The 25,260-nt window shown below is 71.6% G+C and carries 20 protein-coding genes; 13 read left to right on the top strand and 7 right to left on the bottom strand.

What is annotated here, in order from left to right:
• Window positions 1-166 precede the first annotated feature (166 nt).
• The 6 genes from ACSMXX_RS04340 to ACSMXX_RS04315 all read left to right on the top strand — a co-directional run bounded on the left by ACSMXX_RS04340 (window position 167) and on the right by ACSMXX_RS04315 (window position 8,701).
• A complete protein-coding gene (locus tag ACSMXX_RS04340; RefSeq protein ID WP_473182709.1) occupies window positions 167-2,728 on the top strand; it encodes an MFS transporter in 2,562 nt (853 codons plus the stop codon).
• 200 nt (window positions 2,729-2,928) lie between these two features.
• The gene (locus ACSMXX_RS04335) at window positions 2,929-3,762 is read left to right on the top strand and encodes a M55 family metallopeptidase (protein WP_473182708.1); all 834 of its coding nucleotides are present in this window, start codon (window positions 2,929-2,931) and stop codon (window positions 3,760-3,762) included.
• A complete protein-coding gene (locus tag ACSMXX_RS04330; RefSeq protein WP_473182707.1) occupies window positions 3,755-5,083 on the top strand; it encodes a M20/M25/M40 family metallo-hydrolase in 1,329 nt (442 codons plus the stop codon). The genes ACSMXX_RS04335 and ACSMXX_RS04330 overlap by 8 nt, the downstream gene beginning before the upstream one ends.
• A gap of 56 nt (window positions 5,084-5,139) precedes the next feature.
• Complete coding sequence (locus ACSMXX_RS04325; RefSeq protein ID WP_473182706.1) at window positions 5,140-7,164, top strand: S9 family peptidase; 2,025 nt, start codon at window positions 5,140-5,142, stop codon at window positions 7,162-7,164.
• Window positions 7,161-8,165 (top strand): S66 peptidase family protein, encoded by a 1,005-nt coding sequence (locus tag ACSMXX_RS04320; RefSeq protein ID WP_473182705.1) that lies wholly within the window; start codon window positions 7,161-7,163, stop codon window positions 8,163-8,165. Before ACSMXX_RS04325 ends, ACSMXX_RS04320 begins: the two co-directional genes overlap by 4 nt.
• A complete protein-coding gene (locus tag ACSMXX_RS04315) occupies window positions 8,162-8,701 on the top strand; it encodes a DinB family protein (RefSeq protein ID WP_473182704.1) in 540 nt (179 codons plus the stop codon). The genes ACSMXX_RS04320 and ACSMXX_RS04315 overlap by 4 nt, the downstream gene beginning before the upstream one ends.
• A gap of 97 nt (window positions 8,702-8,798) precedes the next feature.
• Here ACSMXX_RS04315 and ACSMXX_RS04310 read toward each other — a convergent pair whose 3' ends face one another.
• Window positions 8,799-9,749, bottom strand: coding sequence for an aminoglycoside phosphotransferase family protein (locus ACSMXX_RS04310; protein WP_473182703.1), 951 nt, complete (start codon window positions 9,747-9,749; stop codon window positions 8,799-8,801).
• 167 nt (window positions 9,750-9,916) lie between these two features.
• On the opposite strand from ACSMXX_RS04310, the gene ACSMXX_RS04305 reads away from it, so the two are divergent.
• From ACSMXX_RS04305 to ACSMXX_RS04280, 6 genes are all read left to right on the top strand, one after another.
• On the top strand, window positions 9,917-11,965 hold the full coding sequence (locus ACSMXX_RS04305) for a DUF5107 domain-containing protein (protein WP_473182702.1): 2,049 nt from the start codon (window positions 9,917-9,919) through the stop codon (window positions 11,963-11,965).
• A 231-nt stretch (window positions 11,966-12,196) separates the two neighbouring features.
• Complete coding sequence (locus ACSMXX_RS04300; RefSeq protein WP_473182701.1) at window positions 12,197-12,958, top strand: DeoR/GlpR family DNA-binding transcription regulator; 762 nt, start codon at window positions 12,197-12,199, stop codon at window positions 12,956-12,958.
• 97 nt (window positions 12,959-13,055) lie between these two features.
• Window positions 13,056-14,417, top strand: a complete 1,362-nt coding sequence (locus ACSMXX_RS04295) for an ABC transporter substrate-binding protein (RefSeq protein ID WP_473182700.1) — start codon at window positions 13,056-13,058, stop codon at window positions 14,415-14,417.
• Entirely contained in the window at window positions 14,414-15,382 is a 969-nt protein-coding gene (locus tag ACSMXX_RS04290) for a carbohydrate ABC transporter permease (protein ID WP_473182699.1), read from the top strand. Before ACSMXX_RS04295 ends, ACSMXX_RS04290 begins: the two co-directional genes overlap by 4 nt.
• Window positions 15,379-16,269: a carbohydrate ABC transporter permease gene (locus ACSMXX_RS04285; RefSeq protein WP_473182698.1), complete on the top strand. Its 891-nt coding sequence runs from the start codon at window positions 15,379-15,381 to the stop codon at window positions 16,267-16,269. Before ACSMXX_RS04290 ends, ACSMXX_RS04285 begins: the two co-directional genes overlap by 4 nt.
• Window positions 16,266-17,255 (top strand): zinc-dependent alcohol dehydrogenase family protein, encoded by a 990-nt coding sequence (locus ACSMXX_RS04280; protein WP_473182697.1) that lies wholly within the window; start codon window positions 16,266-16,268, stop codon window positions 17,253-17,255. Before ACSMXX_RS04285 ends, ACSMXX_RS04280 begins: the two co-directional genes overlap by 4 nt.
• Window positions 17,256-17,692: 437 nt before the next feature.
• Here the strand turns inward: ACSMXX_RS04280 and ACSMXX_RS04275 are convergent, their stop codons facing one another.
• The 5 genes from ACSMXX_RS04275 to ACSMXX_RS04255 form a co-directional block, all read right to left on the bottom strand.
• Window positions 17,693-18,049, bottom strand: coding sequence for a VOC family protein (locus ACSMXX_RS04275; RefSeq protein WP_473182696.1), 357 nt, complete (start codon window positions 18,047-18,049; stop codon window positions 17,693-17,695).
• Window positions 18,050-18,082: 33 nt separating this feature from the next.
• Window positions 18,083-18,952: a methyltransferase domain-containing protein gene (locus ACSMXX_RS04270; RefSeq protein ID WP_473182695.1), complete on the bottom strand. Its 870-nt coding sequence runs from the start codon at window positions 18,950-18,952 to the stop codon at window positions 18,083-18,085.
• A gap of 100 nt (window positions 18,953-19,052) precedes the next feature.
• Entirely contained in the window at window positions 19,053-20,696 is a 1,644-nt protein-coding gene (locus tag ACSMXX_RS04265; protein WP_473182694.1) for a phosphatase PAP2 family protein, read from the bottom strand.
• A 428-nt stretch (window positions 20,697-21,124) separates the two neighbouring features.
• Window positions 21,125-21,523, bottom strand: coding sequence for a DUF2795 domain-containing protein (locus tag ACSMXX_RS04260; protein WP_473184624.1), 399 nt, complete (start codon window positions 21,521-21,523; stop codon window positions 21,125-21,127).
• The gene (locus ACSMXX_RS04255; protein ID WP_473182693.1) at window positions 21,510-22,736 is read right to left on the bottom strand and encodes a baeRF2 domain-containing protein; all 1,227 of its coding nucleotides are present in this window, start codon (window positions 22,734-22,736) and stop codon (window positions 21,510-21,512) included. Before ACSMXX_RS04255 ends, ACSMXX_RS04260 begins: the two co-directional genes overlap by 14 nt.
• A 73-nt stretch (window positions 22,737-22,809) precedes the next feature.
• Here ACSMXX_RS04255 and ACSMXX_RS04250 point away from each other — a divergent pair, with 73 nt between their 5' ends.
• On the top strand, window positions 22,810-23,031 hold the full coding sequence (locus tag ACSMXX_RS04250) for a DUF6158 family protein (RefSeq protein WP_473182692.1): 222 nt from the start codon (window positions 22,810-22,812) through the stop codon (window positions 23,029-23,031).
• A gap of 136 nt (window positions 23,032-23,167) precedes the next feature.
• Here ACSMXX_RS04250 and ACSMXX_RS04245 read toward each other — a convergent pair whose 3' ends face one another.
• A complete protein-coding gene (locus ACSMXX_RS04245; protein WP_473182691.1) occupies window positions 23,168-25,051 on the bottom strand; it encodes a thiamine pyrophosphate-requiring protein in 1,884 nt (627 codons plus the stop codon).
• Window positions 25,052-25,260: the final 209 nt, after the last annotated feature.

The following is a 25,260-nucleotide window of genomic DNA, read 5'->3' as shown; positions in this document are numbered from 1 at the left end:
GTCGCCCGTCGTCAAAGCCGCAGTTGAGGGCCCGACAGGCGCCCGGGGCAACGGACTGGGCGCTTCGGCGGACTTCTGCCGGCGCTCGGTGTCTGACTTGCTCATCCTTGTCGCGTAATGCGAGAAATGCTCCCCGAAGACGGGTGCACGCGACCAGGGGAGTGCGATGAGCGGGACGGCTCTGGGGCGCTCGGACCCTTCCCCTTCCCCTGGGCCTGGCGGCCCGGGCGATGCCCCTGCGCCCGCGGTCGTCGAAGTGAGCCTGGAGATTCCCGCGCCGGGCCGTGCAGACAACCCGCCAGGCCCCGGCGGCGATTCCCGTACCGAGCCCGGAACCGAGCCTGGAACCGAGTCCGGAACCGGGCCCTCCCCGGCCCACGAGCCGCAGCACCAGGACGGCGCCGCCGGGCTCAGCCCGCGCCGCGTACGGCTGGTCTTCCTCGGACTGATGCTCGCGCTGCTGCTGGCCGCGCTCGAACAGACCATCGTCGCAACGGCGTTGCCCGAGATCGTCGGTGAACTGCACGGCCTGGACCGGATGTCGTGGGCCGTGACCTCCTACCTCCTCGCCGCCACCATCGGCCTGCCCGTCTACGGAAAACTCGGCGACCTCTTCGGCCGCAAAGGGATCTTCCTCTTCGCCATCGCGGTCTTCGTCGCCGGATCGGCGCTCGCGGGCTGGTCGCGCACGATGACCGAACTGATCGCCTACCGGGCGCTGCAGGGCGCCGGCGCCGGCGGAGTCATGATCGGGGTGCAGGCGATCATCGCGGATGTCGTGCCGCCCCGCGCACGCGGCCGCTACATGGGTCTGATCGGCGCCGCGTTCGGCCTCGCGTCCGTGGCGGGACCGCTGCTGGGCGGCTGGTTCACCGACGAACTCTCCTGGCGCTGGTGCTTCTACATCAACGTCCCCTTCGGCCTCGTCACGCTGCTCGTCACCGCGTTCGTGCTGAAGCTGCCCCGTCCGCGCGGCCGTCCGAAGCTGGACGTGGCCGGGACCGTCCTGCTCGGTGCCTTCTCCACCTGCCTGGTGCTGCTGACGAGCTGGGGCGGCACGGAGTACGAGTGGGACGACACGGTGATCCTCGGGCTGGCGGCCGGCGGCGCACTGAGCGTGGTGCTCTTCCTCGCCGTCGAACGCCTGGTGAGCGAACCCGTCCTGCCGCTGCGCCTCTTCCGCGACTCCGTCTTCAACGTCACGGGCGTCGTCGGAGTGGCCCTCGGCGTCGCGCTGTTCGGCGCAGCGAGCTATCTGCCCGGCTTCCTGCAGATGGTCGACGGAGTGACCGCCACGGAGTCAGGCCTGCTGATGCTGCCCATGATGGGCGGCGTCGTGCTCTCCTCCACCGTCTCGGGCCAGCTCATCTCCCGTACGGGGCGCTACCGGATCTTCCCCGTGCTGGGCTGCGCCCTCTCCGCCGTGGGCATGTGGCTGCTGTCGCGGCTGGAGACCGGCACGTCCCGCACGGACTACAGCATCTGGATGGGCGTCTTCGGCCTCGGGATCGGGCTCGTGCTGCCGGTGCTGGTCCTCGCCGTGCAGAACTCCGTGCCGGTCCGCGACCTCGGCGCGGCGACCAGCGCGAACAACTACTTCCGGCAGATCGGCGGCAGCGTCGGCGCCGCCGTCTTCGCCACCGTCTTCATCCAGCGGCTCACCGACTCCCTCGCGGACAGGCTCCCGCACGACGTGCCGCGGGGGCTGCCCGACCCGTCGTCGCTGACCCCGGCGGCGGTGCACGCGCTGCCCGGCCCGCTGCGTGAGATCTACGTACAGGCCTACGCCGACGCCATGCCGCGCATCTTCCTCTACCTGGTCCCGGTGCTCGTACTCGGGCTGCTCTTCAGCTTCTTCCTCAAGGAGAAACCGCTCGTGACCGAGAACGCTCCCGTGCCCGAGGCACGTACCCCCGCGCCCGCACACGCCCTCGCGCCCGAGGCGGCCACGGCAAGTGCCCCGCACGTGACGGGAGTTCCCGTGTGCGGAAGCGTGCGCCACAGCGACGGCAGCAGCGTGCCGCGCGCCGCCCTCACCGTCATCGACACGTCCGGGAAGCAGGTCGGACGTGGCGCGACGGGGGAGGACGGCCGGTACGCGCTGAGCACGCCCGCCACCGGCTCGTACGTCCTCATCGCCGCGGCGAGCGGTCACCGCCCGCAGGCCGTCAGTATCACCGTGGCGGAACGCCCCGTGGAACTGGACGTGGTGCTGGGCGGCGCCGGACGGCTCGCGGGCTGTGTGCTCACCCCGGACGCCCAGCCCGTACGGGAGGCGTCGGTGACCCTCACGGACGCACGCGGCGAGGTCGTGGCCGCCACCCGCAGCGGTGCGGAGGGGAACTACGTACTCGACGAACTGGTGGACGGCGAGTACACCCTCGCCGCGAGCGCCCCGGCGTACCGTCCCGCCGCGCTGCCGGTGTCCGTGCAGGCCGCCCGCGAGACGAGGCAGGACATCGAACTCGCGGGCGGCGCGATGCTGCGCGGGACCGTACGGGCAGCCGGCGGACGGCCCGTGGAGGACGCCCGAGTGACGCTGCTGGACGCTGCGGGCAACGTCGTCGACACGGCGACGACCCGCGCCGACGGGGTCTTCCGCTTCGTCGACCTGGCCGCCGGCGAGTACACCGTCATCGCGGCCGGCTATCCGCCGGTGGCGACCGTGCTCCAGATCGCGGGCGGAGGGCGCACGGAGCGCGATCTGCAACTGGGGCACGAGAACTGACGGTTGGCGGCGGGGCCGCCGCGGTGGCGGCCCCGCCCTCGCGGGTTGACGCGGAGCGTGTCGCGCCGGGGCCGGGACGACGCCCGCCGGACGGTGTAATGCCTGGTCGGTGATGGGGGTAGCAGGATTCCAGTGGTAGAGACCACAGGAGTTATCCACAAGGGTGTCACCGGGTATGCGTACCGCGTAACGTTCCGGACATGAAGATCCTCATCAGCGCCGACATGGAAGGCGCCACCGGCGTGACATGGCCCGCGGACGTCCTGCCGGGCACCGCCCAATGGGAGCGCTGCCGCCCGATGTTCACCTCGGACGTCAACGCGGCGGTCACCGGCTTCTTCGACGGCGGCGCCGATGAGGTGCTCATCAACGAGGCGCACTGGTCGATGCGCAATCTCCTGCTGGAACAGCTCGACGACCGGGCGCAGATGCTCACCGGCCGGCACAAGTCGCTCAGCATGGTCGAGGGCGTGCAGCACGGCGACGTGGACGGCATCGCCTTCGTCGGCTATCACACGGGCGCCGGCACCGAAGGCGTCCTGGCGCACACCTATCTGGCCAACTCCATCACGGGCGTGTGGGCCGACGGGGCACGCGCCAGCGAGGGCCTCCTCAACGCCCTCGTCGTCGAGGAGTACGGGGTGCCGGTCGTGCTGGTAACGGGCGACGACCGCGCAGTCGAGGACGCGAAGGGCTATGCCCCGGACGCGTTCGGCGTTGCCGTGAAGGACTACGTCTCGCGCTACGCGGCGGTCTGCCGCACACCGGGCCGCACGTCGGCGGACATCAGGGACGCCGCCCGCAAGGCCACCGGTCTGGCCGTCCGCGCGGACCCGGCACAGCCTCAGGAGCACACGGTGGAGCTGGAGTTCGACGCCGAGCACCTGGCGGGCGCCGCGACCGTCGTGCCGGGCGTGCGGCGCACCGGGGAGCGTCGCGTCGCCTACACGTCCCCGGGCATGTACGAGGGGATCCGCACATTCAAGGCGGTCACGACCGTCGTGTCGGCCGCCGTGGAGGAGCAGTATGGCTGAGCACATCGACCAGGCGGCGCTGGACGAGGCGGTGACCTTCACCTCGGAGCTCATCCGCATCGACACCACCAACCGCGGCGGAGGCGAGGGTTCCGAGCGCGCGGCGGCCGAGTATGCCGCCGAGCGCCTCGCCGCCGCGGGCATCGAGCCGCAGATGCTGGAGAAGGCCCCTGGGCGTACGAACGTGGTGGCCAGGATCCCCGGAAGCGATCCAAGTGCCGACGCACTGCTCGTGCACGGCCATCTCGACGTGGTGCCGGCCGAGCCCGCCGACTGGAGCGTCCACCCCTTCTCGGGCGAGATCCGCGACGGAGTGGTCTGGGGCCGCGGCGCCGTCGACATGAAGAACGCCGACGCCATGGTGCTCGCCGCCGTGCGCGCCTGGTCGCGGGCCGGGCTGCGGCCGCGCCGCGACATCGTGCTGGCCTTCACCGCCGACGAGGAGGACAGCGCCGAATACGGCTCGGACTACCTCGCAGACCAGCACCCGGGCCTCTTCGAGGGCTGCACGGAAGGCATCAGCGAGTCCGGGGCCTTCACCTTCCACGCGGGGAACGGGCTGCGGCTGTATCCGGTCGCCGCGGGGGAGCGCGGCACGGCCTGGCTGAAGCTCACCGCACTCGGCCGGGCGGGGCACGGCTCGAAGGTCAACCGCTCGAACGCCGTCAGCAGGCTCGCCGCCGCCGTCGCCCGCATCGGGGAGCACGAATGGCCGCTTCGGCTCACACCGACCGTGCGCGCCGCCCTGAAGGAGATGGCCGCGGTGCACGGCCTGCCCGAGCCGGACCTGGACGCCCCCGGCTTCGACGCCGACAAGCTCCTCGCCGAACTCGGCCCGGCCGCCTCCCTGGTGGAGTCCACCGTGCGCAACAGCGCCAACCCGACCATGCTCGACGCCGGTTACAAGGTGAACGTCATCCCCGGCAGCGCCACCGCCTTCGTCGACGGGCGGATGCTGCCCGGCGGCGAGGAGGAGTTCCACCGCACTCTGAACGAGCTCACCGGGCCGCACGTGGACTGGGAGTTCCACCACCGCGAGGTCCCGCTGCAGGCCCCCGTGGACTCGGCGTCGTACGGCGTGCTGCGAGAGGCGCTGGAGCACTTCGACCCGGACGCCCATGTGGTGCCCTTCTGCATGTCCGGCGGCACCGACGCCAAGCAGTTCTCCCGACTGGGCATCACGGGATACGGCTTCACTCCGCTGAAGCTCCCCGAAGGCTTCGACTACGGGGCGCTCTTCCACGGCGTGGACGAGCGGGTCCCCGTGGAAGCCCTGCACTTCGGCACCCGCGTCCTCGACCGCGCCCTGCTTGCTCTCTGAACACGACGGCACGGCTCCCTCACCCTCACCCCCGCCCCCACGGAGGTTCACAGCACATGGCGAAGACCACTGCGCCTTACGGCAGTTGGCCGTCCCCCATCGACGCCGCCCTCGTCGCGTCGCACGACGGGCGTCCCGAATATCTCGGCGCCGTCGGCGAGGAGATTTGGTGGACCGAGCCCCGCCCCGCGGAGGGCGGCCGCCGCGCCCTGATGCGGCTGCCTGCCGACGGCGGCGAGGCGCAGTCCGTGCTGCCCCCGCCGTGGAACGTACGAAACCGCGTCATCGAGTACGGCGGGCTGCCATGGGCGGGCACTCCCCGCACGGAGGGCGGAGTGCTGATCGTCTTCACCCACTTCGCGGACCAGCGGATGTACGCGTACGAGCCGGACAGCCCCGGACAGGCACCGAGGCCGCTCACACCCGTGGCGGAGGGCGTCGCGGGCGGACTGCGCTGGTGCGATCCCGTCCTGATGCCGGAAGGTCCCGCCGGGCCCGAAGTGTGGTGCGTCCTGGAGGAGTTCACCGGCGAGGGACCCACCGATCTGCGGCGTCTCATCGCGGCCGTGCCGCTCGACGGCTCGGCCGCGGACGACCGCGGTCTCGTACGTGAACTGACCGATGACGCAAGCCGGTTCGTGACCGGGCCGCGGATCTCGCCCGACGGCGGCCACGCCGCCTGGCTCGCCTGGGACCATCCGGCCATGCCCTGGGACGGCACCCTGGTCAAGACGGCCCGGATCTCCGCGGACGGCTCCTTCGAGGGCGTACGGAGCGTGGCGGGCGGCCCTGAGGAGTCCGTGGCGCAGGTCGAATGGGCCCCCGACGGAGCCCTGTTGCTCTGCTCCGACGAGTCCGGCTGGTGGAACCTGCAGCGCCTCGGTCCCGGCGCGCCCGGCTCCGGGCCTGCCGTCAGACAGGCCCTGTGCCCACGCGAGGAGGAGTTCGCCGCAGGTCTCTGGCGCATCGGACAGAAGTGGTTCGAGCCGCTGGAGGGCGGACTGATCGCGGCGCTGCACGGACGGGGCTCCATGCGGCTGGGCGTCCTCGACCCGGAGACCGGCGAACTCGCCGACGCCACCGGCCCCTGGACGGAGTGGGCGGCCCTGGCGGCGGCGGGCAGCCGGGTCGTAGGCGTCGCCGCCGGGCCGCACAGCTCCTACGAGGTCGTCGAACTCGACACGCGCACCGGCCACAGCAGAGTCGTCGCCGCACACCACAAGGACGCCGTCGACCCGGCGCATTATCCGAAGCCGCGCGAACGCACCTTCACCGGTCCCGACGGCCGCGACATCCACGCCCAGGTCTACCCACCGCACCACCCCGGATACGAGGCGCCCGCAGGCGAGTTGCCGCCGTACGTGGTCTGGGCGCACGGCGGTCCGACCGGCCGGGCTCCGCTCGTACTGGACCTGGAGATCGCGTACTTCACCTCACGCGGCATAGGCGTCGTCGAGGTGAACTACGGCGGCTCGACGGGCTACGGGCGCGCCTACCGCAACCGGCTGCGCGAGCAGTGGGGCGTCGTCGACGTCGAGGACTGCGCCGCCGTCGCACGCCGCCTGGCCGACGAGGGCGAGGCCGACCCGGCGCGGCTCGCCGTGCGCGGCGGCAGCGCCGGCGGCTGGACGAGCGCCGCCTCCCTCACCTCACCGGCCACCGAAGGCCTGTACGCGTGCGGGACGATCAGCTATCCCATCCTCGACCTGGCGGGATGGGCCACCGGCGAGACCCACGACTTCGAATCGCAGTACCTGGAGTCCCTCGTCGGCCCGCTGGAGCGCTTCCCGGACCGCTACCGCGACCGTTCCCCCCTCCACCACGCGGACCGGGTCACCGTGCCCTTCCTGCTCCTTCAGGGGCTGGACGATGTGATCTGCCCGCCCGTCCAGTGCGAACGCTTCGTGGAGCACGTGGACGGCAGCCGTGTCCCGTACGCGTATCTCACGTTCGAGGGCGAGGGGCACGGCTTCCGCCGCGCGGAGACGATCATCCGCACCGTCGAGGCCGAACTCTCCCTGTACGTACAGACCTTCGACATCGCACGCGACGACGTACCCGTACTGGAGCTGAACCGATGAGCAGCAACGCCCCGGCGCCCGCCGCTGAAGCCTCCGCCACCGAAGCAGCCGCACCTGTGTCCGCGCCCGCGCCCGCGGCTCTCACCAGGCCGCGCCGTCTGCGGTCCGGCGACCGTGTCGGCGTCGTCGCCCCCAGCGGGCGCGTGCCGGGGGAGCGCCTGGCGGCGGGAGTGGCCGTTCTGCGCGACTGGGGCCTGGAGCCCGTCATCGGACCTCATGTGCTGGAGCCGCATCCTACGCTCGGCCACCTGGCCAGCGCGGACGAGCACCGGGCCCGCGACCTGGAGGACGCCTGGTGCGACCCGTCCCTCGCGGGAGTCGTCTCGGCCCGGGGCGGCTACGGCACGCAGCGCGTCCTCGACCTGCTCGACTGGGACAGGATGCGCGCGGCGGGCCCGAAGGTGTTCGTCGGCTACAGCGACCTCACCGTCCTGCACGAGGCCTTCGCGCAGCGCCTCGGCCTCGCCACGCTGCACGGCCCGATGCCGACCACGGGCTCGTTCCTCGACGACGAGGCGACACGAGACCACCTGCGCCGGTCGCTCTTCACACCGGAGAGCGTCCTGCGGATCGGCCCGTATGACACGGCGCGCACGCTCGTTCCGGGGCGCGCCCACGGTGTCACCCTCGGCGGGAACCTCAGCCTCCTCGCGTCCGAGCGCGGCACCCCGCACGCCCGGCCCTCCGCCGCGGGCGGCATCCTGCTGCTGGAAGACATAGACCAGCCGCCCTACAGCCTCGACCGGCTGCTGACGCAACTGCTGCGTTCGGGCTGGTTCGACGGCGTCGCCGGTATCGCCCTGGGTTCCTGGACGGCGTGCGGCGAGCCCGAAGAAGTCGGCGTGGTGCTGCGCGAGCGGCTCGAACCGCTGGGCGTGCCCGTCGTCGAGGAGCTCGGCTTCGGGCACGGCCCCTCGACACCCACCCTTCCGCTCGGCGTCCCCGCCGTACTGGACGCCGACGCCCGTACCCTCACCTACGACGAACCGGGATTGCTGTGACCGCCATCGAAGCCTCCATCCCGCCGTTGCCGCCGGGCGAGCCGGACCCGTCCGTCTCCGACCCGCAAGCGCTGCTGCGCGGCTATCTCGACTACTACCGCGACACTCTCCTGCGGAAGACCGACGGCCTGTCGGAGGAGGACCTCCGGGGCAGCCGCGTGCCCTCGGGCTGGTCGCCGCTGGAGCTGGTGCGGCACCTGACCTATGTCGAACGCCGCTGGCTGTGCTGGGGGTTCGAGGCGGAGCGTGTTCCGGACCCGTGGGGCGACAGGGGCGGCGACGACAGATGGCGCGTCCCCGACGGCATGCCGAGCGCCGACATCATCGACGCCTTCCGGGCGCAGTGCGACCGCTCCCGCGAGATCGTCCGCGACGCGCGGCTGGACGCACACGCACGGCTCGGCGGCCGCTTCCCCACCGAGGACGAGGCTCCGTCGCTGGCGTGGATCCTCTTCCATCTGCTGCAGGAGTACGCGCGGCACGTGGGCCAGCTCGATGTGGCGCGGGAGCTGGCGGACGGCGCGACGGGGGAGTGAAGCGGCGCGACGGGGACGCGAACGGGCCCGCGTCCGGGCCCTGTTGGGGCCGCGTCCGGGCCCGCTCGAGCCGCGTCGGGGCCGAGTCCGGGCGCGCTCAGAGTCCCGCGAGGTCCGCCACAGTCCGCACCTGCCCCGACAGCCGCACGCTGTCGGACAGATCGCCGCTCCCGTCGACCCGCCACAGCAGGAATTCGACGAGGCGGGCCACGGCCCACGCGCGTACGCGCGTCACGTCCTCGCCGAGCGCGTCGGCCACGAGGGCGGTACGCCGGCTGAGCACGCGGTGCGGATCGGAATGCGCGAACGGGTCGTCGACCTGCTGGATCAGCGGCCAGGGGTCGAAGGCCGGGTCCCCGAGCATCGGCTTGGTGTCGATCGCCAGCCACGGCTCGCGCTCGGCGGCCAGCAGGTTGCCCGGGTTGAAGTCGCCGTGCAGGACGGTCTCCCGCCGGGCGGTGAGCGGGAGTTCGCGCAGCAGTTCCGCCCCGACCACGAAGAGACCGGTGTCCACGCCGGCGGGCCAGTCGTGACTCGCCACGCGTTCCTCAGCTCGTACGGACCAGTCGGCCGACACCGCTGACAGCCGCTCCACGGACGGCACTTCGCGGTCGCGGCCCGCGTCCCACAGCTGCCGGAGCACACGGGCAGCCGTCAACAGCCGTTCCTCGGCCGGGATTTCGCCGGCCTGCCGCAGCTCGGTGCCCGGCTCGCACCGCTCCAGCAGCAGCGCGTAACGCTCCGGGTCGTGCTCATGGACGAGCACCGAACCGCGGCCCGCCCACAGCTGCAGCACCTCGCCCTCGGGCCGTGCCTCCCGGTGCGGCCATGTCACCTTCAGCACCCCGCGCGTGCCGTCCGCCCGCAGCGCCGGAGCGACCCACGAGCAGCTGCCGCCGTGGTACGGGGCACCGAGCCGCAGGTCCCAGCGGTCGCGGAACTCCTCGACCAGCGTGGGCAGTTGATCCAGCCACTCGCGTCCGCTCGCGGTGCGCCGCATGTCGTTCAGCACGGGGAGTGAGGGCGGGAAGAGCGAAGGGTCGGTCACGCCACGTTCGTACCACGGCCGCCCGTTCTCCAGCGCCCGCATTTCCCGGCAGGCAGCCGGGCCCGCCCCTGCCCGTGCGGCCTGTTCAAGGCGCCGTACAGCGTGTTCCATGGTCATCAGGGGGTCCCGGGAAGGCGGCGGCGCCCACGGAGAGGATCGAGGCGACCGTGCCTGCGACGCTGCGACGCACCACCCTGAACATGCCCGTCGCGCCCGTCGGTCCGGAGAATCCGCTGCCCGCGCTGGCGCCGCTGGACGAGATGCACACGATCGACGAGCGCGAACGGGCGGCGCTGCCGCCCGACATGGCGCGTCAGGTCGGCTACGCTCCGCTGCGGTCCGTGCTTCCGGCCCGCATCCTCGACGGGTACACGCGCGAGCGCGCACCCGCGGCCCTCGACGCCCTCGTCCTGGAGAACGACCGGCTGCGCGCGACCGTGCTGCCGGGCTTCGGCGGCCGCGTCCACTCCCTCCACCACAAGCCCACCGGGCGCGAACTGCTCTACACCAACCCCGTCTTGCAGCCCGCCGACTTCGCCCTCAACGGCGCGTGGTTCTCCGGCGGCATCGAGTGGAACATCGGCGCGACCGGCCACACCACGCTGTCGGTCGCCCCCGTGCACGCCGCCCGGGTGCCCGCCCCGGACGGCGGCGGGGACATGCTGCGGCTGTGGGAGTGGGAACGGCTGCGCGACACCCCGTTCCAGGTGGACCTGTGGCTTCCGGAAGGATCCGACTTCCTCCACGTGGGCGCCCGCATCCGCAATCCGCACGACCACACCGTGCCCGTCTACTGGTGGTCCAATATCGCGGTGCCGGAGCAGGAGGGCACCCGCGTACTCGTACCGGCGGACGAGACCTGGTATTTCGCCTACGAGCGGCGCCTGCGCCGCATCCCAGTCCCCGAGTGGGACGGGGCGGACCGCTCGTACGCGCTGCGCAGCGAGTTCCCCGCGGACTACTTCTACGAGGTGCCCCGCGAGGAACGGAAGTGGATCGCCTCTCTCGACGAGCGGGGCGCGGGCCTCGTGCAGACCTCCACGGACCTGCTGCGCGGCCGGAAGCTGTTCGTATGGGGCCACGGGCCCGGCGGGCGGCGCTGGCAGCAGTGGCTGACCGAGCCCGGAACCGGCGGCTACATCGAGATCCAGGCAGGTCTGGCACGTACGCAGCTGGAGCATGTCCCGCTGGAGGCGGGCGGGGAGTTCGCGTGGCTGGAGGCGTACGGGCCGCTCTCCGCGGACCCGTCCACCGTGCACGGCGACGACTGGAGCGCCGCCCGCCGGCACACCGCCGCGCGGCTGGAGGAAGCACTGCCGCGCGCCGGTGTGGACGCGGCGTTCGCGGCCTGGCGCGCCTGCGCGGACATCGAGCCCGACGCCGTGCCCGGCCCGGGGTTGCTCGCCACCGGCTCCGGCTGGGGCGCGCTCGAAGTGGCCCGCGGCGGTTTCGGGTTGCCCGGTACGCCCTTTCCCCGCGAGACCCTCGGCGAGGAGCAGCGACCCTGGATGGAACTGCTCACGCAGGGCCGCTTCCTCGACGACGCCACCGCCTCCCGTACCGGCTCCGGCGGCCCCCGTACCGGCTCCGGCGGCCCGCGGAACGGCGCCGCCGCCCTGACCTCGTCCGAACCCGGCCCGTCCCTCGTCTCCGCCCCCTGGCGCGACCAGCTGGAGTGCGCGCCCTCGGGACCGCTCACCGACTACCACCTGGGCGTCGCCCAGTGGCATGCCGGCGACCGCGCGCAGGCGGTACGCAGCTGGGAGCGCTCCGCCGCGGCGGCGCCCACATCGTGGTCGCTGCGGTGTCTGGCCTTCGCCGACGCCCACGACGCCGCGACCGGCCTGCACCCCGAACGTGCCGCCGACCGCTATCTGGCCGCCCTGGACCTGGCGACGGCCGCGGGCGCCCCCGCCCTGGCCGCGCTCGTACGGGAGGCAGTCCCCGTGCTGCTCGCCGCCGGCCGCCCGGCCGCCGCAGCCGAGGCCCTGGACGGACTGCCGTACGCGTACGGCAGGCGCGGCCGCTTCCAGCTTCTGCGCGCCCAGGTGCTGTTGGCCCAGGGCGAGAAAGAGGCGGCACGGGCGATCTTCGACGCGGGCTTCGACGTGGACGATCTGCGGGAGGGCGACGAAGTGCTCGGCGACACCTGGGCGGCGGCCGGCACCGGGCCGCTGCCCGCTCGGTACGACTTCCGGATGCGCCCGGCCCGGTGAGCCGGGCCCGGAACGGGCACCTGCCGCCCCGGAAACAGACACAGCCGACTGCCGCAGGAGCCGTGCCGTCGCAGGGCACAGGGGCCCGCCTTCCGCAGGTGAACGGGCAGATACGGTCACGATCCAGTCGGTACTTGGCCTGGTCCTCGCCTTCCACGAGCTGTACAACTCTCCACACGAGCCCGAACGGGCAGATCCGTGACCGTACGGAGAAGGAAGGGAGCGCCGCCCATGAGCGCGGAGGAACGTCAGCGGGAGATCGTCGGGGCCGCCCGGCGGAGCGGATCCGTGGACGTCGCCGAGCTCGCCGCCGAGCTGGGGGTGGCGAAGGAGACGGTCCGCCGAGATCTGCGCGTACTGGAGTCGCACGGGCTGCTGCGCCGCACACACGGCGGTGCGTATCCCGTGGAGAGCGCGGGCTTCGAGACGACGCTGGCGTTCCGCACCACCATGCACGTCCCGGAGAAGCGCCGCATCGCCGCCGCCGCGGTCGAACACCTCGGTGAGGCGGAGACGGTCTTCATCGACGAGGGCTTCACACCGCAGCTCATCGCCGAGGCCCTGCCCCGTGACCGTCCGCTGACCGTCGTGACCGCCTCATTGGCGGCGGCGGGTGCGCTGGCCACGGCCGAGGAGATCACGGTGCTGCTGCTCGGCGGACGTGTGCGGGGCGGCACGCTTGCCACCGTCGATCACTGGACGACGAAGATGCTCGCAGGCTTCGTCATCGATCTGGCCTTCGTCGGAGCCAACGGCATCTCCCGCGAACACGGCCTCACCACTCCGGATCCGGCCGTCAGCGAGGTCAAGGCGCAGGCTCTGCGTGCCTCCCGGCGGCGGATCTTCGCGGGGATGCACACGAAGTTCGGTGCGGTGAGCTTCTGCCGGTTCGCGGAGGTCGGCGACTTCCAGACGATCGTCACCTCCACGGGCCTGCCCGCCTCCGAGGCCCACCGCTATTCGCTACGCGGACCGCAGGTGGTCCGGGCTTGACGGCCCGCACGCACCCCACCCTTCCTGGCCCGTCCGACAACCGACCACCCCGCGCATCTCACGCCCGTTTCGCCCCCTTATGACCAGGAGACCGTTCATGCGCAGTCACAGCCGCCGCAGGACACGCGCAGTGATAGGAGTCGCCACGGCCAACGTGCTGCTCGCCGCCTGTGCCGGCGCCGGCAGCCTCGCCACCGGCGGCGACACCATCAACGTGCTGATGGTGAACAACCCGCAGATGGTCGAGCTGCAGAAGCTGACCGCCAAGCACTTCACGAAGAAGACCGGCATCAAGGTCAACTTCACGACGCTGCCGGAGAACGACGTCCGCGACAAGATCGGACAGGACTTCGCCAACCAGGCCGGCCAGTACGACGTCGCCACGATCAGCAACTACGAGGCGCCGATCTACGCCAAGAACGAGTGGCTCAAGCCCCTCGACGGCTATCTGAAGAAGGACCCGGCCTTCGACCAGAAGGACATCCTTCCGCCCATCCGCGAGTCCCTTAAGGGGGAGGACGGCAAGACCTACGCCGAGCCCTTCTACGGCGAGTCCTCCTTCCTGATGTACCGCAAGGACGTCTTCAAGAAGAAGGGCCTGAAGATGCCCGACAAGCCCACCTGGCCGCAGGTCGCGAAGCTCGCCGCCGAAGCCGACGGCGCGGAGAAGGGCATGAGCGGCATCTGCCTGCGCGGACTGCCCGGCTGGGGCGAGGTGATCGCACCGCTCACGACGGTCGTCAACACCTTCGGCGGCACGTGGTTCGACAAGAACTACAAGGCGAAGCTGACCGACCCGGCCTTCGTGAAGGCCACCAAGTTCTACGTCGACCTGGTGCGCAAGCACGGCGAGTCCGGCGCCACCCAGTCCGGGTTCGCCGAGTGCCTGAACAACATGACGCAGGGCAAGTCCGCCATGTGGTACGACGCGACGTCCGGCGCCGGCTCCCTCGAAGCGGAGAAGTCCCCCGTCAAGGGCAAGATCGGCTACGCGCCCGCACCGACCGTGAAGACCAAGTCCTCCGGCTGGCTCTACAGCTGGGCCTGGGGCCTGCAGAAGTCCTCACGCAATCAGGACAAGGCGTGGAAGTTCATCTCCTGGGCCTCCAGCAAGGAGTACGAGCGGCTCGTCGGCAAGGAGTTCGGCTGGGCCAACGTCCCCGCGGGCAAGCGCACTTCGACGTACGGCATCCCGGAGTACAAGAAGACGGCCGGCGCCTTCGGCGAGACCACCCGCAAGGCCATCACCGAAGCTGACCCGCGCAACCCGGGTGTGCAGCAACGGCCCACCATCGGCATCCAGTTCGTGGACATTCCGGAGTTCTCCGACCTGGGCACCAAGGTCTCCCAGGAGATCAGCGCGGCCATCGCCGGACGCCAGTCCGTGGAGACGGCCCTGAAGAAGTCGCAGCAGCTGGCCGTGGAGATCTCCGAGGAGTACGAGGGGCGAGGACAGTGACCGACACGACGACCACCACGACCACACCACCCGGTGCCCCCGCGGACGGCACAGGACCGTCCGCACCACCGGCGACGCCGCCCGCCAGGCTCCGCGCCTGGGTCACCCGCGCACCGCTGCTGCCGGCGCTGATCTTTCTGATCGTCGTCACACAGCTGCCGATGGTGGCCACGCTGGTGATCTCCGTCTTCGACTGGAACGCGCTGTACCCGGAGGCCCGTTCCTTCGCCGGACTCGCCAACTACGGCGAGGTGCTGAGCGATCCGGAGCTGCGCAAGTCGGTGTTCACGACGATCATCCTCACGGTCACCGTCGTGCTCGTCAGCCTCGTGCTGGGGATGCTCCTCGCGTTGCTGCTCGACCGCCGCTTCAAGGGCCGCGCCGCCGTCCGTACGATGCTGATCGCACCGTTCCTGCTGGTGCCCGTGGCCGCGGCGCTGCTGTGGAAGCACGTGCTCTACAACCCCGAGTACGGGCTCTTCAACGGCCTGCTGCACGCGGTCTTCGGTGACGGCGCCGCCCAGCCCGACTGGGTCGCCGAGATGCCGCTCGGCGCGGTCGAGGCGTCACTTGTGTGGCAGTGGACGCCGTTCATGATGCTCATCCTGCTGGCCGGCCTGCAGAGCCGCCCCATGGAGGCCGTCGAGGCCGCGTGGATCGACGGCGCGAGCGCATGGCAGGTCTTCCGCTACATCACGCTGCCCCACCTGCGCCGCTACCTCGAACTGGGCGCCCTGCTCGGCACCGTCTACATCGTGCAGAACTTCGACGCCGTCTTCACCATCACCTCCGGCGGGCTCGGCACCGCCAACCTGCCGTACACGATCTACCAGACCTTCTACCAGGGCCACGAGTACGGAGTGGCCTCGGCTGCCGGCGTGCTGGTCGTGATCGGTTCCATCATCATCGCCACCTTCGCACTGCGGGTGGTCTCGTCCCTCTTCCGCGAGGAGGCCCGGTCATGAGCGCCGCCACGTCCGCATCGCCCGCCGCGAAGACGGCAACCGCCCCGAACACCCTGCCGAGGAGCGTGCGCCGCAGGAACGCGGGACTGGGCCTGATCGCCTGGCTCGTCGGCATCCTCTTCGTACTGCCCGTGCTGTGGATGGTCCTGACCTCGCTGCACTCCGAGGCCGACGCCGCCACCAACCCGCCGTCGCTGGCGGCACCGCTCACTCTCGACGGCTACCGCGAGTTCTTCGGCGCCGGGGGAGGACCCAGCCCCTGGTTCTCACTGGCCAACTCGATGACCGCGTCGGTCGTCTCCACCGTGTTCGTGCTGCTGCTGGCGCTGCCCGCCGCGTACGCGCTGTCGATCCGGCCCGTGAAGAAGTGGACCGACGTCCTGTTCTTCTTCCTCTCCACGAAGATGCTCCCGGTCGTCGCCGGCCTGCTGCCGATCTACCTGTTCGCCAAGAACTCCGGCATGCTGGACAACATCTGGCTGCTCGTCATCCTCTACACCTCCATGAACCTGCCGATCGCGGTGTGGATGATGCAGTCCTTCCTCGCCGAGATCCCCACGGCGCTGATCGAGGCCGCGCAGATCGACGGGGCGCGCCTGCCGGTGATCCTCACCCGCGTCGTCGCCCCGATCGCCATGCCCGGCATCGCCGCGACCTCGCTGATCTGCTTCATCTTCAGCTGGAACGAGATGCTCTTCGCCCGGGTCCTGACGGGTGTGATCGCGCAGACCGCGCCCGTCTTCCTGACCGGATTCATCACCAGCCAGGGCCTGTTCCTGGCGAAGGTGTGCGCCGCGTCGCTCGTGATCTCCCTGCCGGTGCTCGCGGCGGGGTTCGCCGCCCAGGACAAGCTGGTCCAGGGCCTGTCTCTAGGAGCCGTGAAATGAAGGCAGCTCTCGTCGAGTCCGTGGGCAAGGTCGGACTCACCACCGTCCCCGATCCGACGCCCGGCCCGCGTCAGGTCGTCGTACAGGTGGCGGCGTGCGGGCTGTGCGGCACCGATCTGCACATCCGGCAGGGCGAGTTCGCCCCGTCGTTGCCGCTCGTGCCCGGCCACGAGTTCGCCGGCGAGGTCGTCGGCACCGGCAGCGAGGTGAGCGAACTGGCCGTCGGCGACCGCGTGGCCGTCGACCCGTCCCTGTACTGCTACGAGTGCCGCTACTGCCGCACCGGGCACAACAACCTGTGCGAACGCTGGGCCGCGATCGGCGTCACCACCGCCGGCGGTGCCGCCGAGTACGCCGTCGCGCCGGCGGCCAACTGCGTCAAGCTCCCCGAACACGTACGCACCCAGGACGCCGCCCTCATCGAGCCGCTGTCCTGTGCGGTACGCGGCTACGACGTCCTGAGCAGCCAACTCGGCTCACACGTACTGATATACGGCTCCGGCACGATGGGCCTGATGATGCTGGAGCTGGCCAAGCGGACCGGCGCCGCCGGCGTCTACGTGCTCGACCTCAACGAGGAGCGGCTGGCCACCGCGAGGCGGCTGGGCTGCTCCTCCGCAGCCGCGAGCGCCGACGAACTGGACCGCCCCCAGGGCTGGGACCTCGTCGTCGACGCCACGGGCAACGCCGCCGCGATCCAGGACGGTCTCGGCCGCGTCGCCAAGGCCGGAACGTTCCTCCAGTTCGGGGTCTCCGACTACGCGACGACCGCCACCATCGAGCCGTACAAGATCTACAACCAGGAGATCACCATCACGGGCTCCATGGCGGTCCTGCACAGCTACGAGCGCGCGGCCGAACTCTTCGCGGGCGGCGTACTGGACCCGGAGATCTTCATCTCCGACCGTCTGCCGCTCGACGAATACCCGGACGCGCTGGACCGCTTCGCGGCGGGCAAGGGGCGGAAGATCGTCGTGGTGCCGTGACCTGGCCGGTCCGGCGCTGAGCCGAACGTCGGTTCTCGTCGCCTGGACCTCGCGGCCCGGGCGGGGCCCCTGGGGGCACCTCCCGGACGAAGTCCCCCTGGGCCTGGCGGCCCGGGAGGTGCCCCCAGGGGGAGTGCCGTGCCGGGCGTCGCGAGCCGGTGAACCTTTCCGGTCACAGCACTAGGGGCGTCGACCGTGCTGCCGGACCTCGCGTGGGGCGGGTTTCGCGCTGCGGCGGCAGGTTGCCCCGGGAGCCTCCGGCCTGGGGCGGGGACCCGGGGGCACTCCCCCCTCGCCCCCTGAGGCCCCACCCGGGGCCGCGAGCCAGGGGAGGTCCACCACGCCGGTTGGGTGCTCCCCGCCGCAGGCAGGGCAGGGGACGGTCCCGCCGGGCAGGCCTCCGGCACCAATACCTTCGGTCAAGTGCCGGACACGGCTCAGCCGTCCGCGCCCTGACGGTCGACGTACTCGAAGACACTGCCGTCAGGGTGGCGGGCGATGACGCTGCGCCCGATCGGGGTCTCCTTCGGGCCCGCGACGACCTGGGCACCGACCGCCTTCAGATCGGCGACGGCCTCGTCCACGTCCTTCACGGCGAGCGTCGCGGCGATCTTCCGCAGGATCTCCAGATGCTCCGACGGGCCGCTCATCAAGAAGAACGGCCCCACGGCCGCGACCTCGACAGGGCCTTGCGTGAAACGCACCGCCTCGGTGCTCGCCAGGCGCTCGTACGCCGGAACCGCGGCGTCCAGATCATCGACGCAGACGCGCAGTGAAGTCCCCAGAATGTCCATGCCCCGCACCCTAGTTGGGCGGCTCAGCGCACGTCAGGCCCGGCACAGGATCTCCCCGTGAGGCACCGCGAACCAGCCGTCCTCCCGCGCTCCCCACTCCAGCCACGCGTCCGCCGCCGTCCGCAGTTGCTCGTGCGTGGCGTGCCCGCCGTCCACGGCGGACGCGGCGAACGACGAGGCGAGCGTGCGCTCCGCCCACGACTCGCTCCACCACGCCCGCTCCTCCGCGGTGGCGAAGCACCACGTCGTCGACGACGCGGTGACGTCCCGGAGCCCGGCCTCCCGTGCCCAGGCGTGCAGCCGGCGTCCCGCGTCCGGCTCGCCGCCGTTGGCGCGCGCCACCCGCCGGTACAGCTCCAGCCAGGCGGCCAGCCCGTAGACCTCGGGATACCAGAACATCGCGCCGTAGTCGGCGTCGCGTGCGGCGATGACGCCACCGGGCGCGCATACACGGCGCATCTCCCGCAGCGCCCGCACGGGATCGCCGACGTGCTGCAGCACCTGATGCGCGTGTACGACGCCGAACGCACCGTCCGGGTACTCCAGGGCGTGCACGTCGCCGGTCTCGAACGTCACATTGTCCAGGCCACGGGCGGCCGCCGTCTCCCGTGCCTGCTTCAGTACGCCCGGTGCCGGGTCGAGACCGGTGACATGCCCGTCCGGTACGAGCGCCGCCAGGTCGGCGGTGATGGTGCCGGGCCCGCATCCGATGTCCAGCACCCGCGCGGCGGGCTTCAGTTCGTCCAGCAGATACCCGGCCGAGTTGGCCGCGGTACGCCAGGTGTGCGAACGCAGCACCGCCTCGTGGTGCCCGTGCGTGTAGGTCGCGGTCTCCGCATGGCGGACCCCGCCCGCCGGGGCGCGTGACTCCCGCCCTGCTTCTACAGCTCGTCCATCGGCCATATCCGCAGGCTATTGCGTTCCCGGGGCGGGTGAGACCGGAGACCGCCATGCGGACGGGCGCGGGGCGGGCGGTACCCGGCAGCGGCGGATCAGTTGCCCTTCACACGTCCAGCGGGCGGTAGACGACCAGTGCCTCGTGCTGCTTGTCGAGCAGCAACCGCCGTGGGGCGGGCGCCACTTCGCCGTCGTACGACAGGTGCGTGTCCGGCGGGACGTCGGTGATCATCAGGCGGCGCAGCCGGGTCGAGCTGTGCATCGGCGAGCGGTCCACGGCGCTGGTGAGAGCAGCTATGAACAGCCGCGTACGGGCCCAGCGGCCCGCCTTGACGATGCGGACGTCGAGCATGCCGTCGGCGAGGTCGTGCCGCCTCACCGGTGCCATGCCGACCCGGTAGGCGCAGTTGCCGGCGAAGAGCAGCCACAGGTCGCGTTCCTTGCCGCCCAGCCCGGCCTCCACCGGTCCGCTCGTACGCAGGACCTGCAGCGCCGCCAGAACGCCGGCGGGCCAGGGGCCGACGCGGTGGGCCCAGCGTTCGCGGATACGGACCAGTTCCGGGTAGGCGCCGAGGCTGAAGGTGTTGAGGAAGTACCCCGGTTCCTGCGGCACTTCGGCATCCGGACGCGCGCCCCCGTCGGCCCCCGACTGGGGCCCCGGCTGGGGTGTGAAGCGCCCCACGTCCACAGCGACCGCGTCACCGGACTGCACGGCGCGGCACGTGTCGGCGAACTCCTCGACTCCCAGGTCGAAGGCGAAGTGGTTGTGCGTGCCGCCGGGCAGGACCGCCAGCGGGACACCGGCCCGTACGGCGCAGGACGCTGCGGCGTTCACGGTGCCGTCACCGCCGCAGACACCGAGGGCGCCGCCCAGCTCCGCGGCCCGCTGGGCGGCCTCCTCCAGTGCGTCGGTCAGACCGCCGGACTTCGGGTCGCAGGGGATGATCTCCGTCTTGGGCAGCATGTTCCGCACGACGCTCAGGGCCGCCGGTTCTTCGGGCTCCGCGGGCCCGGTCCGCTCGGCGACCGGGTCGGAGTCGTCCATACGCGACCCGGACGTGGAGTTGGCGACCAGCACCAGCCCCGATCCCTCCGGCATCGCGGGGGCATGTGCCAACGGGCGCCCCGGGGAGGGCAGTTGGGAACGAGTGGGGGCGATGCCCCGGACCGCGAAGGCCGAGCCGATGCCGAGCGCCGAGCCGACGAGGACGTCGCTGGGGTAGTGGACGCCGGTGAAGACACGGGAGAAGGCCACCGCCGCGGCGAGCGGCGCGACCGCGGCTCCCCAGCGGGGCGACTCCAGCGCGACGCCCGTGACGAAGGCCGCGGCGGACGCGGCATGACCCGACGGGAAGGACGTGGTCACGGGCTGACGGTGCAACTGCCTGATGAGCGGCACTCCGTCCAGCAGCGGACGGTCCCGTCGCACCGAGCGCTTGCCCAGGGTGTTGACCGTCGCCGAGGCGACAGCCAGCGACGCGAGGCCGCGCGCCGCGCTCCGGCGGGCGCGAGGGGTGTTCGACAGCGCGATGGCGCCCGCCACCGCGAGCCACAGCCGTCCGTGGTTCGCGCTCCGGCTCAGGCGGGGCAGCACCCGCTCGGGGAGCGGCCAGTCGCGGGTGGCCACCAGCTCGAATACGCGGCGGTCCGCCGAGGACCAGGCACGGGACGCGGGCCAGTTCCGCCAGGACGCCGCACCGGCCGCCGGCCCGGGGCCTCCCTTGTGCTGGAAGAACGGCGCCTGGAACACCGCCGGGAGCTGAGCCGGGAGCCGGGCCGGGCGCTGTGCCGGGCGTTGTCCCGGGCGTTGTCCCGGGCGTTGTGCCGGGCGTTGTGCCGGGAGTTGAACCCGCAGCCAGTTCGGCAACGGAGCCCTCCGTCCGGGGCGCACGGCCGTCACCGGTTTCGCCGGACCGGGCCGGCTCAGGAGCCGCTGACGGCGGAGGGTGCGCAGACTCTGCCCCACGCGGGCGGTGAACGTTGCCATGGAGCTTTGCCTTCTCTGACCGGGTTGTCGGTAAACCTTCGCCGTCCGTGACCGTGGGGGTGGCCCGAGCCCGTGACCCGGCGCCTGACCTGCGCGTCAGCACCTCCCAAGCAAGGAGGCGGGCCGCAAGAAGCGGCCCGCCCGGGCACCCCGGACCGGAGCCGCTCCCGCTCGGACGCGGAACACCCGCGTCACGCCTGAGGCTTCCGCCCCAGCGCGGCCATCACCTCCTGCACGTTCCCGTACGTCTCACCGCCCCTGGGCAGCTCCCGTACGGTCTCCACCAGGGAATCCGGCGCGTACTGGTCGGTCAGCGCGCGCTTGAGCCCCTCCCGGTCCGAGGGGAACGCGCCGCGGCCGAGGTGCCGGGCGAGGTCGGAGCGCAGAGCCTCGTCCTCCGCCTCCTCCCGGCCGGCCGCGTCCAGCACCGGAACCGGCCGCTCCGTGACCTCCGGGTCGTCGTCGGCGCCCGGCTCGGGGTCGTCCCACTCCTCGGCCCGCGTGGGGTGCCCGGACCGGATCCGGCCCTGCATCTCCCGCTTGGCCTCGTCGTCCCGGTGAACGTTCAAGCGGTCGCTACCGCGTTGCATGTTGTCCGCCACCGGCTCCACCTCCTTCCGGTGCTCCTCCGTGCGGCCAGCGCAGCAGTGCGCCGAGGCCGCCGTCTGGGAGGTCCTGCGGCACGCCTTCGGGGACGGCGGAGTCCCGTACGCACAGCACGTCGGCACCCGTCGCCGCCACGGAACGCAGCAGGGCGTCATCGGCGCGCGCCGACCACGGCTCTGTCGCACCCAGGTACTGGGTTTCGCTGCGGCGCACCGCGAGCTGGCCCGGTTCGCCGCCCGCCCAGACCTCGCGGCGCAGATCCGCGCCCGCCGGCCGTACGAGCAACACACCGATGCGGTGCTCGCGGGCCGCCTCGACCAGCGCCGGCACACCCTCGGCGGCGTCGATGCTGCCGTCCTCGCTCGGCGCGCGTCCCGCCTGGAAGCGCTCCAGCGCCTTGGCGACACGTCGCCGTGCGTAGTCCGAGCGCGCACGTGCGATCTCTTCCGCCAGCAGCCGGCGGCCGCCCGCGGTGTTCGTGGCCGGTCCCTCGGCCGCGGCGTCGGCGCGTACGCCGTGCTCGGCCTGGACGGTACGTTCACGCAGGTCGGGCGGGAGACGGTCGTGGACGGAGTTCCGCTCGCGCGCGTCCCCGGCCAGTACGAGCACTTCCGCGCCGCACTTCTCCCAGCGGAGACGCAGATCCTCGGCGATCTCCGCCGCGTTCTGCTCCCATGTGTTCTCGACCGCCGTCTGGAAGTGCCGCTCCGACCAGTCGCCCGTGGGCGTGCGGTGCACGGGCCAGTCACTGCCGGTGACACGGCCGGCGGTCTCCGCGCCGAGGGGGCCCTTCAGCTCGAATTCGGCTCCCTTGCGGTCGATGTAGGCGACGAGGCAGAGAGGATCGCTGTCGGCGAGTTCGAGGAGCGGTCCCGTGCGGGGAAGCGCCTGCCATGCGACGAGAGGGCCACCGCCGGGCGGCGGAAGCGTCAATTCCGTCTCCAGTACGACTTCACCCTGTGTGGCGAAGACCGCGTGACCGGGCGGTTCCTGCCCCCGGGGCAGCGATACGAGCCTGTCGTACACGGCGTGGCACGTGGCGTCGTCGGCCCCTTCGTCCTTGAGCTGTTCGCTCGCCGACTTGGCGCCCAGCTTCTGACGGGCGGCGGCGTCCTCGGAGGCCGTCGTGGTGTCGAAGTAGACCGACGCCCAAGGGCCCTGGCGCTCGAAGAGCGGACCGAGGAATCCGAGTTCCATTGATTCCCTCCTTGGATTGCCGGGGCCGGGTACCCGTACGGTCGCGGACCACACGACACCGAGAGGGAGCCCCATGGGAATCGACCCACGCCAGTTGTCCGACGCGGACCTGCTCAAGGAACTGGAGACCATTCACCGCACCCGGCACGACACGCTGCTGCACGCTCCGGATGACGCGCTCTCCGCCCACAGCGTCCGGATGACCGAGCTGGAAGCGGAGTATCTGCGGCGGCACCCGGAACGCCCGGTCACGCCAGGCCGCACACGGGAGGGCGCCCGCGCCCGGAACACATGAAGGGGTGACGGGCGGTGTGCGGGCGGGCCTCCGCGCCTGCCCGCACATCTCGCCGGACACCCGCCCGCACACCCCTCCGCCGCCTGGTTCCGTGCCCTGAAACGGCGGGGGCGGACGTACGGGCGGAGCCGGTCGGTCAGCCGTCCGCGTTCCCCTTGGCGCCGTCGCCCTCCTCGGCCTTCCGGCCCTCCTCGCCCTCGGTCCGCCCGTTCCGCTCCTCTGCCGGATGAGGCCTGCCGCCCGGCAGGAAGTCCTGCAGCTTCGCCTTGATGCCCTGCTTGACCACCGACTTGCGGGCGCTGTCGCCCTTGACGATCGCCGCGGCCGTCGCCTCGATCTGGTCCCAGTCGGCGTGCGGCGGGATCGGCGGGACGGACGGGTCGGTCATGAACTCGACGACGGCGGGGCCGCCCGATTCCAGGGCCTCACGCCAGGCGTCCGCCACCTCCTCCGGCTTCTCGGCCCTGATCCCGGTCATGCCGAGCGAGCGGGCGAAGGCGGCGTAGGAGACGTCCGGCAGGGACTGGGACGGAACGAACTGCGGAGACCCGCTCATGGCGCGCATCTCCCAGGTCACCTGATTGAGGTCGCGGTTGTTCCACACTCCGATCACGAACCGCGGATCCTCCCAGGACATCCGGTACTTGGCGATCGTGATCAGCTCGGCGAGTCCGTTCATCTGCATCGCACCGTCGCCGACCAGCGCGACGACGGGCCGGTCCGGGTGGGCGAACTTCGCGCCGATCGCGTACGGAACGGCGCAGCCCATCGTCGCCAGCGTCCCCGACAGCGAGCCGCGCATGCTGCCGCGCATCGTCAGGTGCCGTGCGTACCAGTTGGTCGCCGAGCCGGAGTCGGCGGTGATGACCGCGTCGTCGGGGAGCAGGGGGTCGAGGCAGTGCGCGACGTACTCCGGGTTGACCGGGTCCGCGCTCACCTGGGCGCGGCGCCGCATCACTTCCTTCCAGCGGTCGACGGAGGCCGTCAACTCCTCCTGCCACTCCGTCCCTTCGTCCTTCTGGCGGAGCTTGGGCATCAGCCGCCGCAGCGTGGAGCCTGCGTCGCCGATGAGGTTCACCTCGTACGGGTAGCGCATCCCGGCCATGTGCGGGTCCAGGTCGATCTGGACGGCGCGGGCCTTGCCGTAAGGCGGCAGGAACTGGCTGTAGGGCAGGCTCGACCCGATGGTGAGGAAGGTGTCGCAGTCCCGCATCATCTCGTAGCTGGGACGGCTGCCGAGCAGTCCGATGGGACCCGTGACGTACGGCAGGGTGTCGGGCAGCACGTCCATGCCGAGGAGCGCCTTCGCCACCCCGGCTTGCAGGATGCCGGCGGCCTGCTGCAACTCGGTCTGTGCGCCGCGAGCGCCCTGCCCGGCCAGAATCGCCACCTTCTTGCCGGAGTTGAGCACTTCGGCGGCATGGTCGAGCGCCTCTTCGGTGGGTTCGGTGCGCCAGCCGCTGCTGCCGAGGCTGGACGGCACCATCTTGAACTCGTGGCCGGGGGGCCGGTAGTCGAGCTCCTGCACGTCGGAGTGGACGATGACGGCTGTGGGTGCGCGGCGCGCGTAGGCGGTGCGGATGGCACGGTCCAGGACGTTGGGCAGCTGCTCGGGGACGGTGACCGTCTCCAGGAACTCCGAGGCGACGTCCTTGAAGAGGGAGTGCAGATCGAGTTCCTGCTGATAGGAGCCGCCCATGGCGGAGCGTGCGGTCTGGCCGACGATCGCCACGACGGGAACGTGGTCGAGCTTGGCGTCGTAGAGGCCGTTGAGAAGATGGACCGCGCCCGGACCCGACGTGGCGGTGCACACACCCAGCGTGCCGCTGAACTTGGCGTAGCCGACGGCGGCGAACGCGGCCATCTCCTCGTGCCTCGCCTGGACGAAGCGGGGCTCGTTCCGGGCGCGCTCCCAGGCGGCGAGGAGACCGTTGATGCCGTCGCCGGGGTAGCCGAAGACGTGCTCGACCTCCCACTCGCGCAGCCTGCGCAGGATGTAGTCGGAAACCTTCTCGGACATGGATGTGCGCTCCTCTTCTGCGGGGCGGGGGCCCGGGGCGGGTTACCGGGCCACAGGGCCGGAAACCCGGGCGGTGGTACAAGCCACAAGGCAGAACGGGGCGTTGAACGTTTGCTGCCGGAAGGCAGGGGCAAGCGAAACATCAGTGCTTCGGCAAGAAGGCACATCCGCGGGAGTGAGACCTGTGAGTCCACTCGGGACCGTCAAGG

Source organism: Streptomyces sp. DSM 116795 (genome assembly GCF_055792905.1).
The sequence above is the reverse complement of the archived record's forward strand: the minus strand, read 5'-3'. Positions and strand labels throughout refer to the sequence as shown.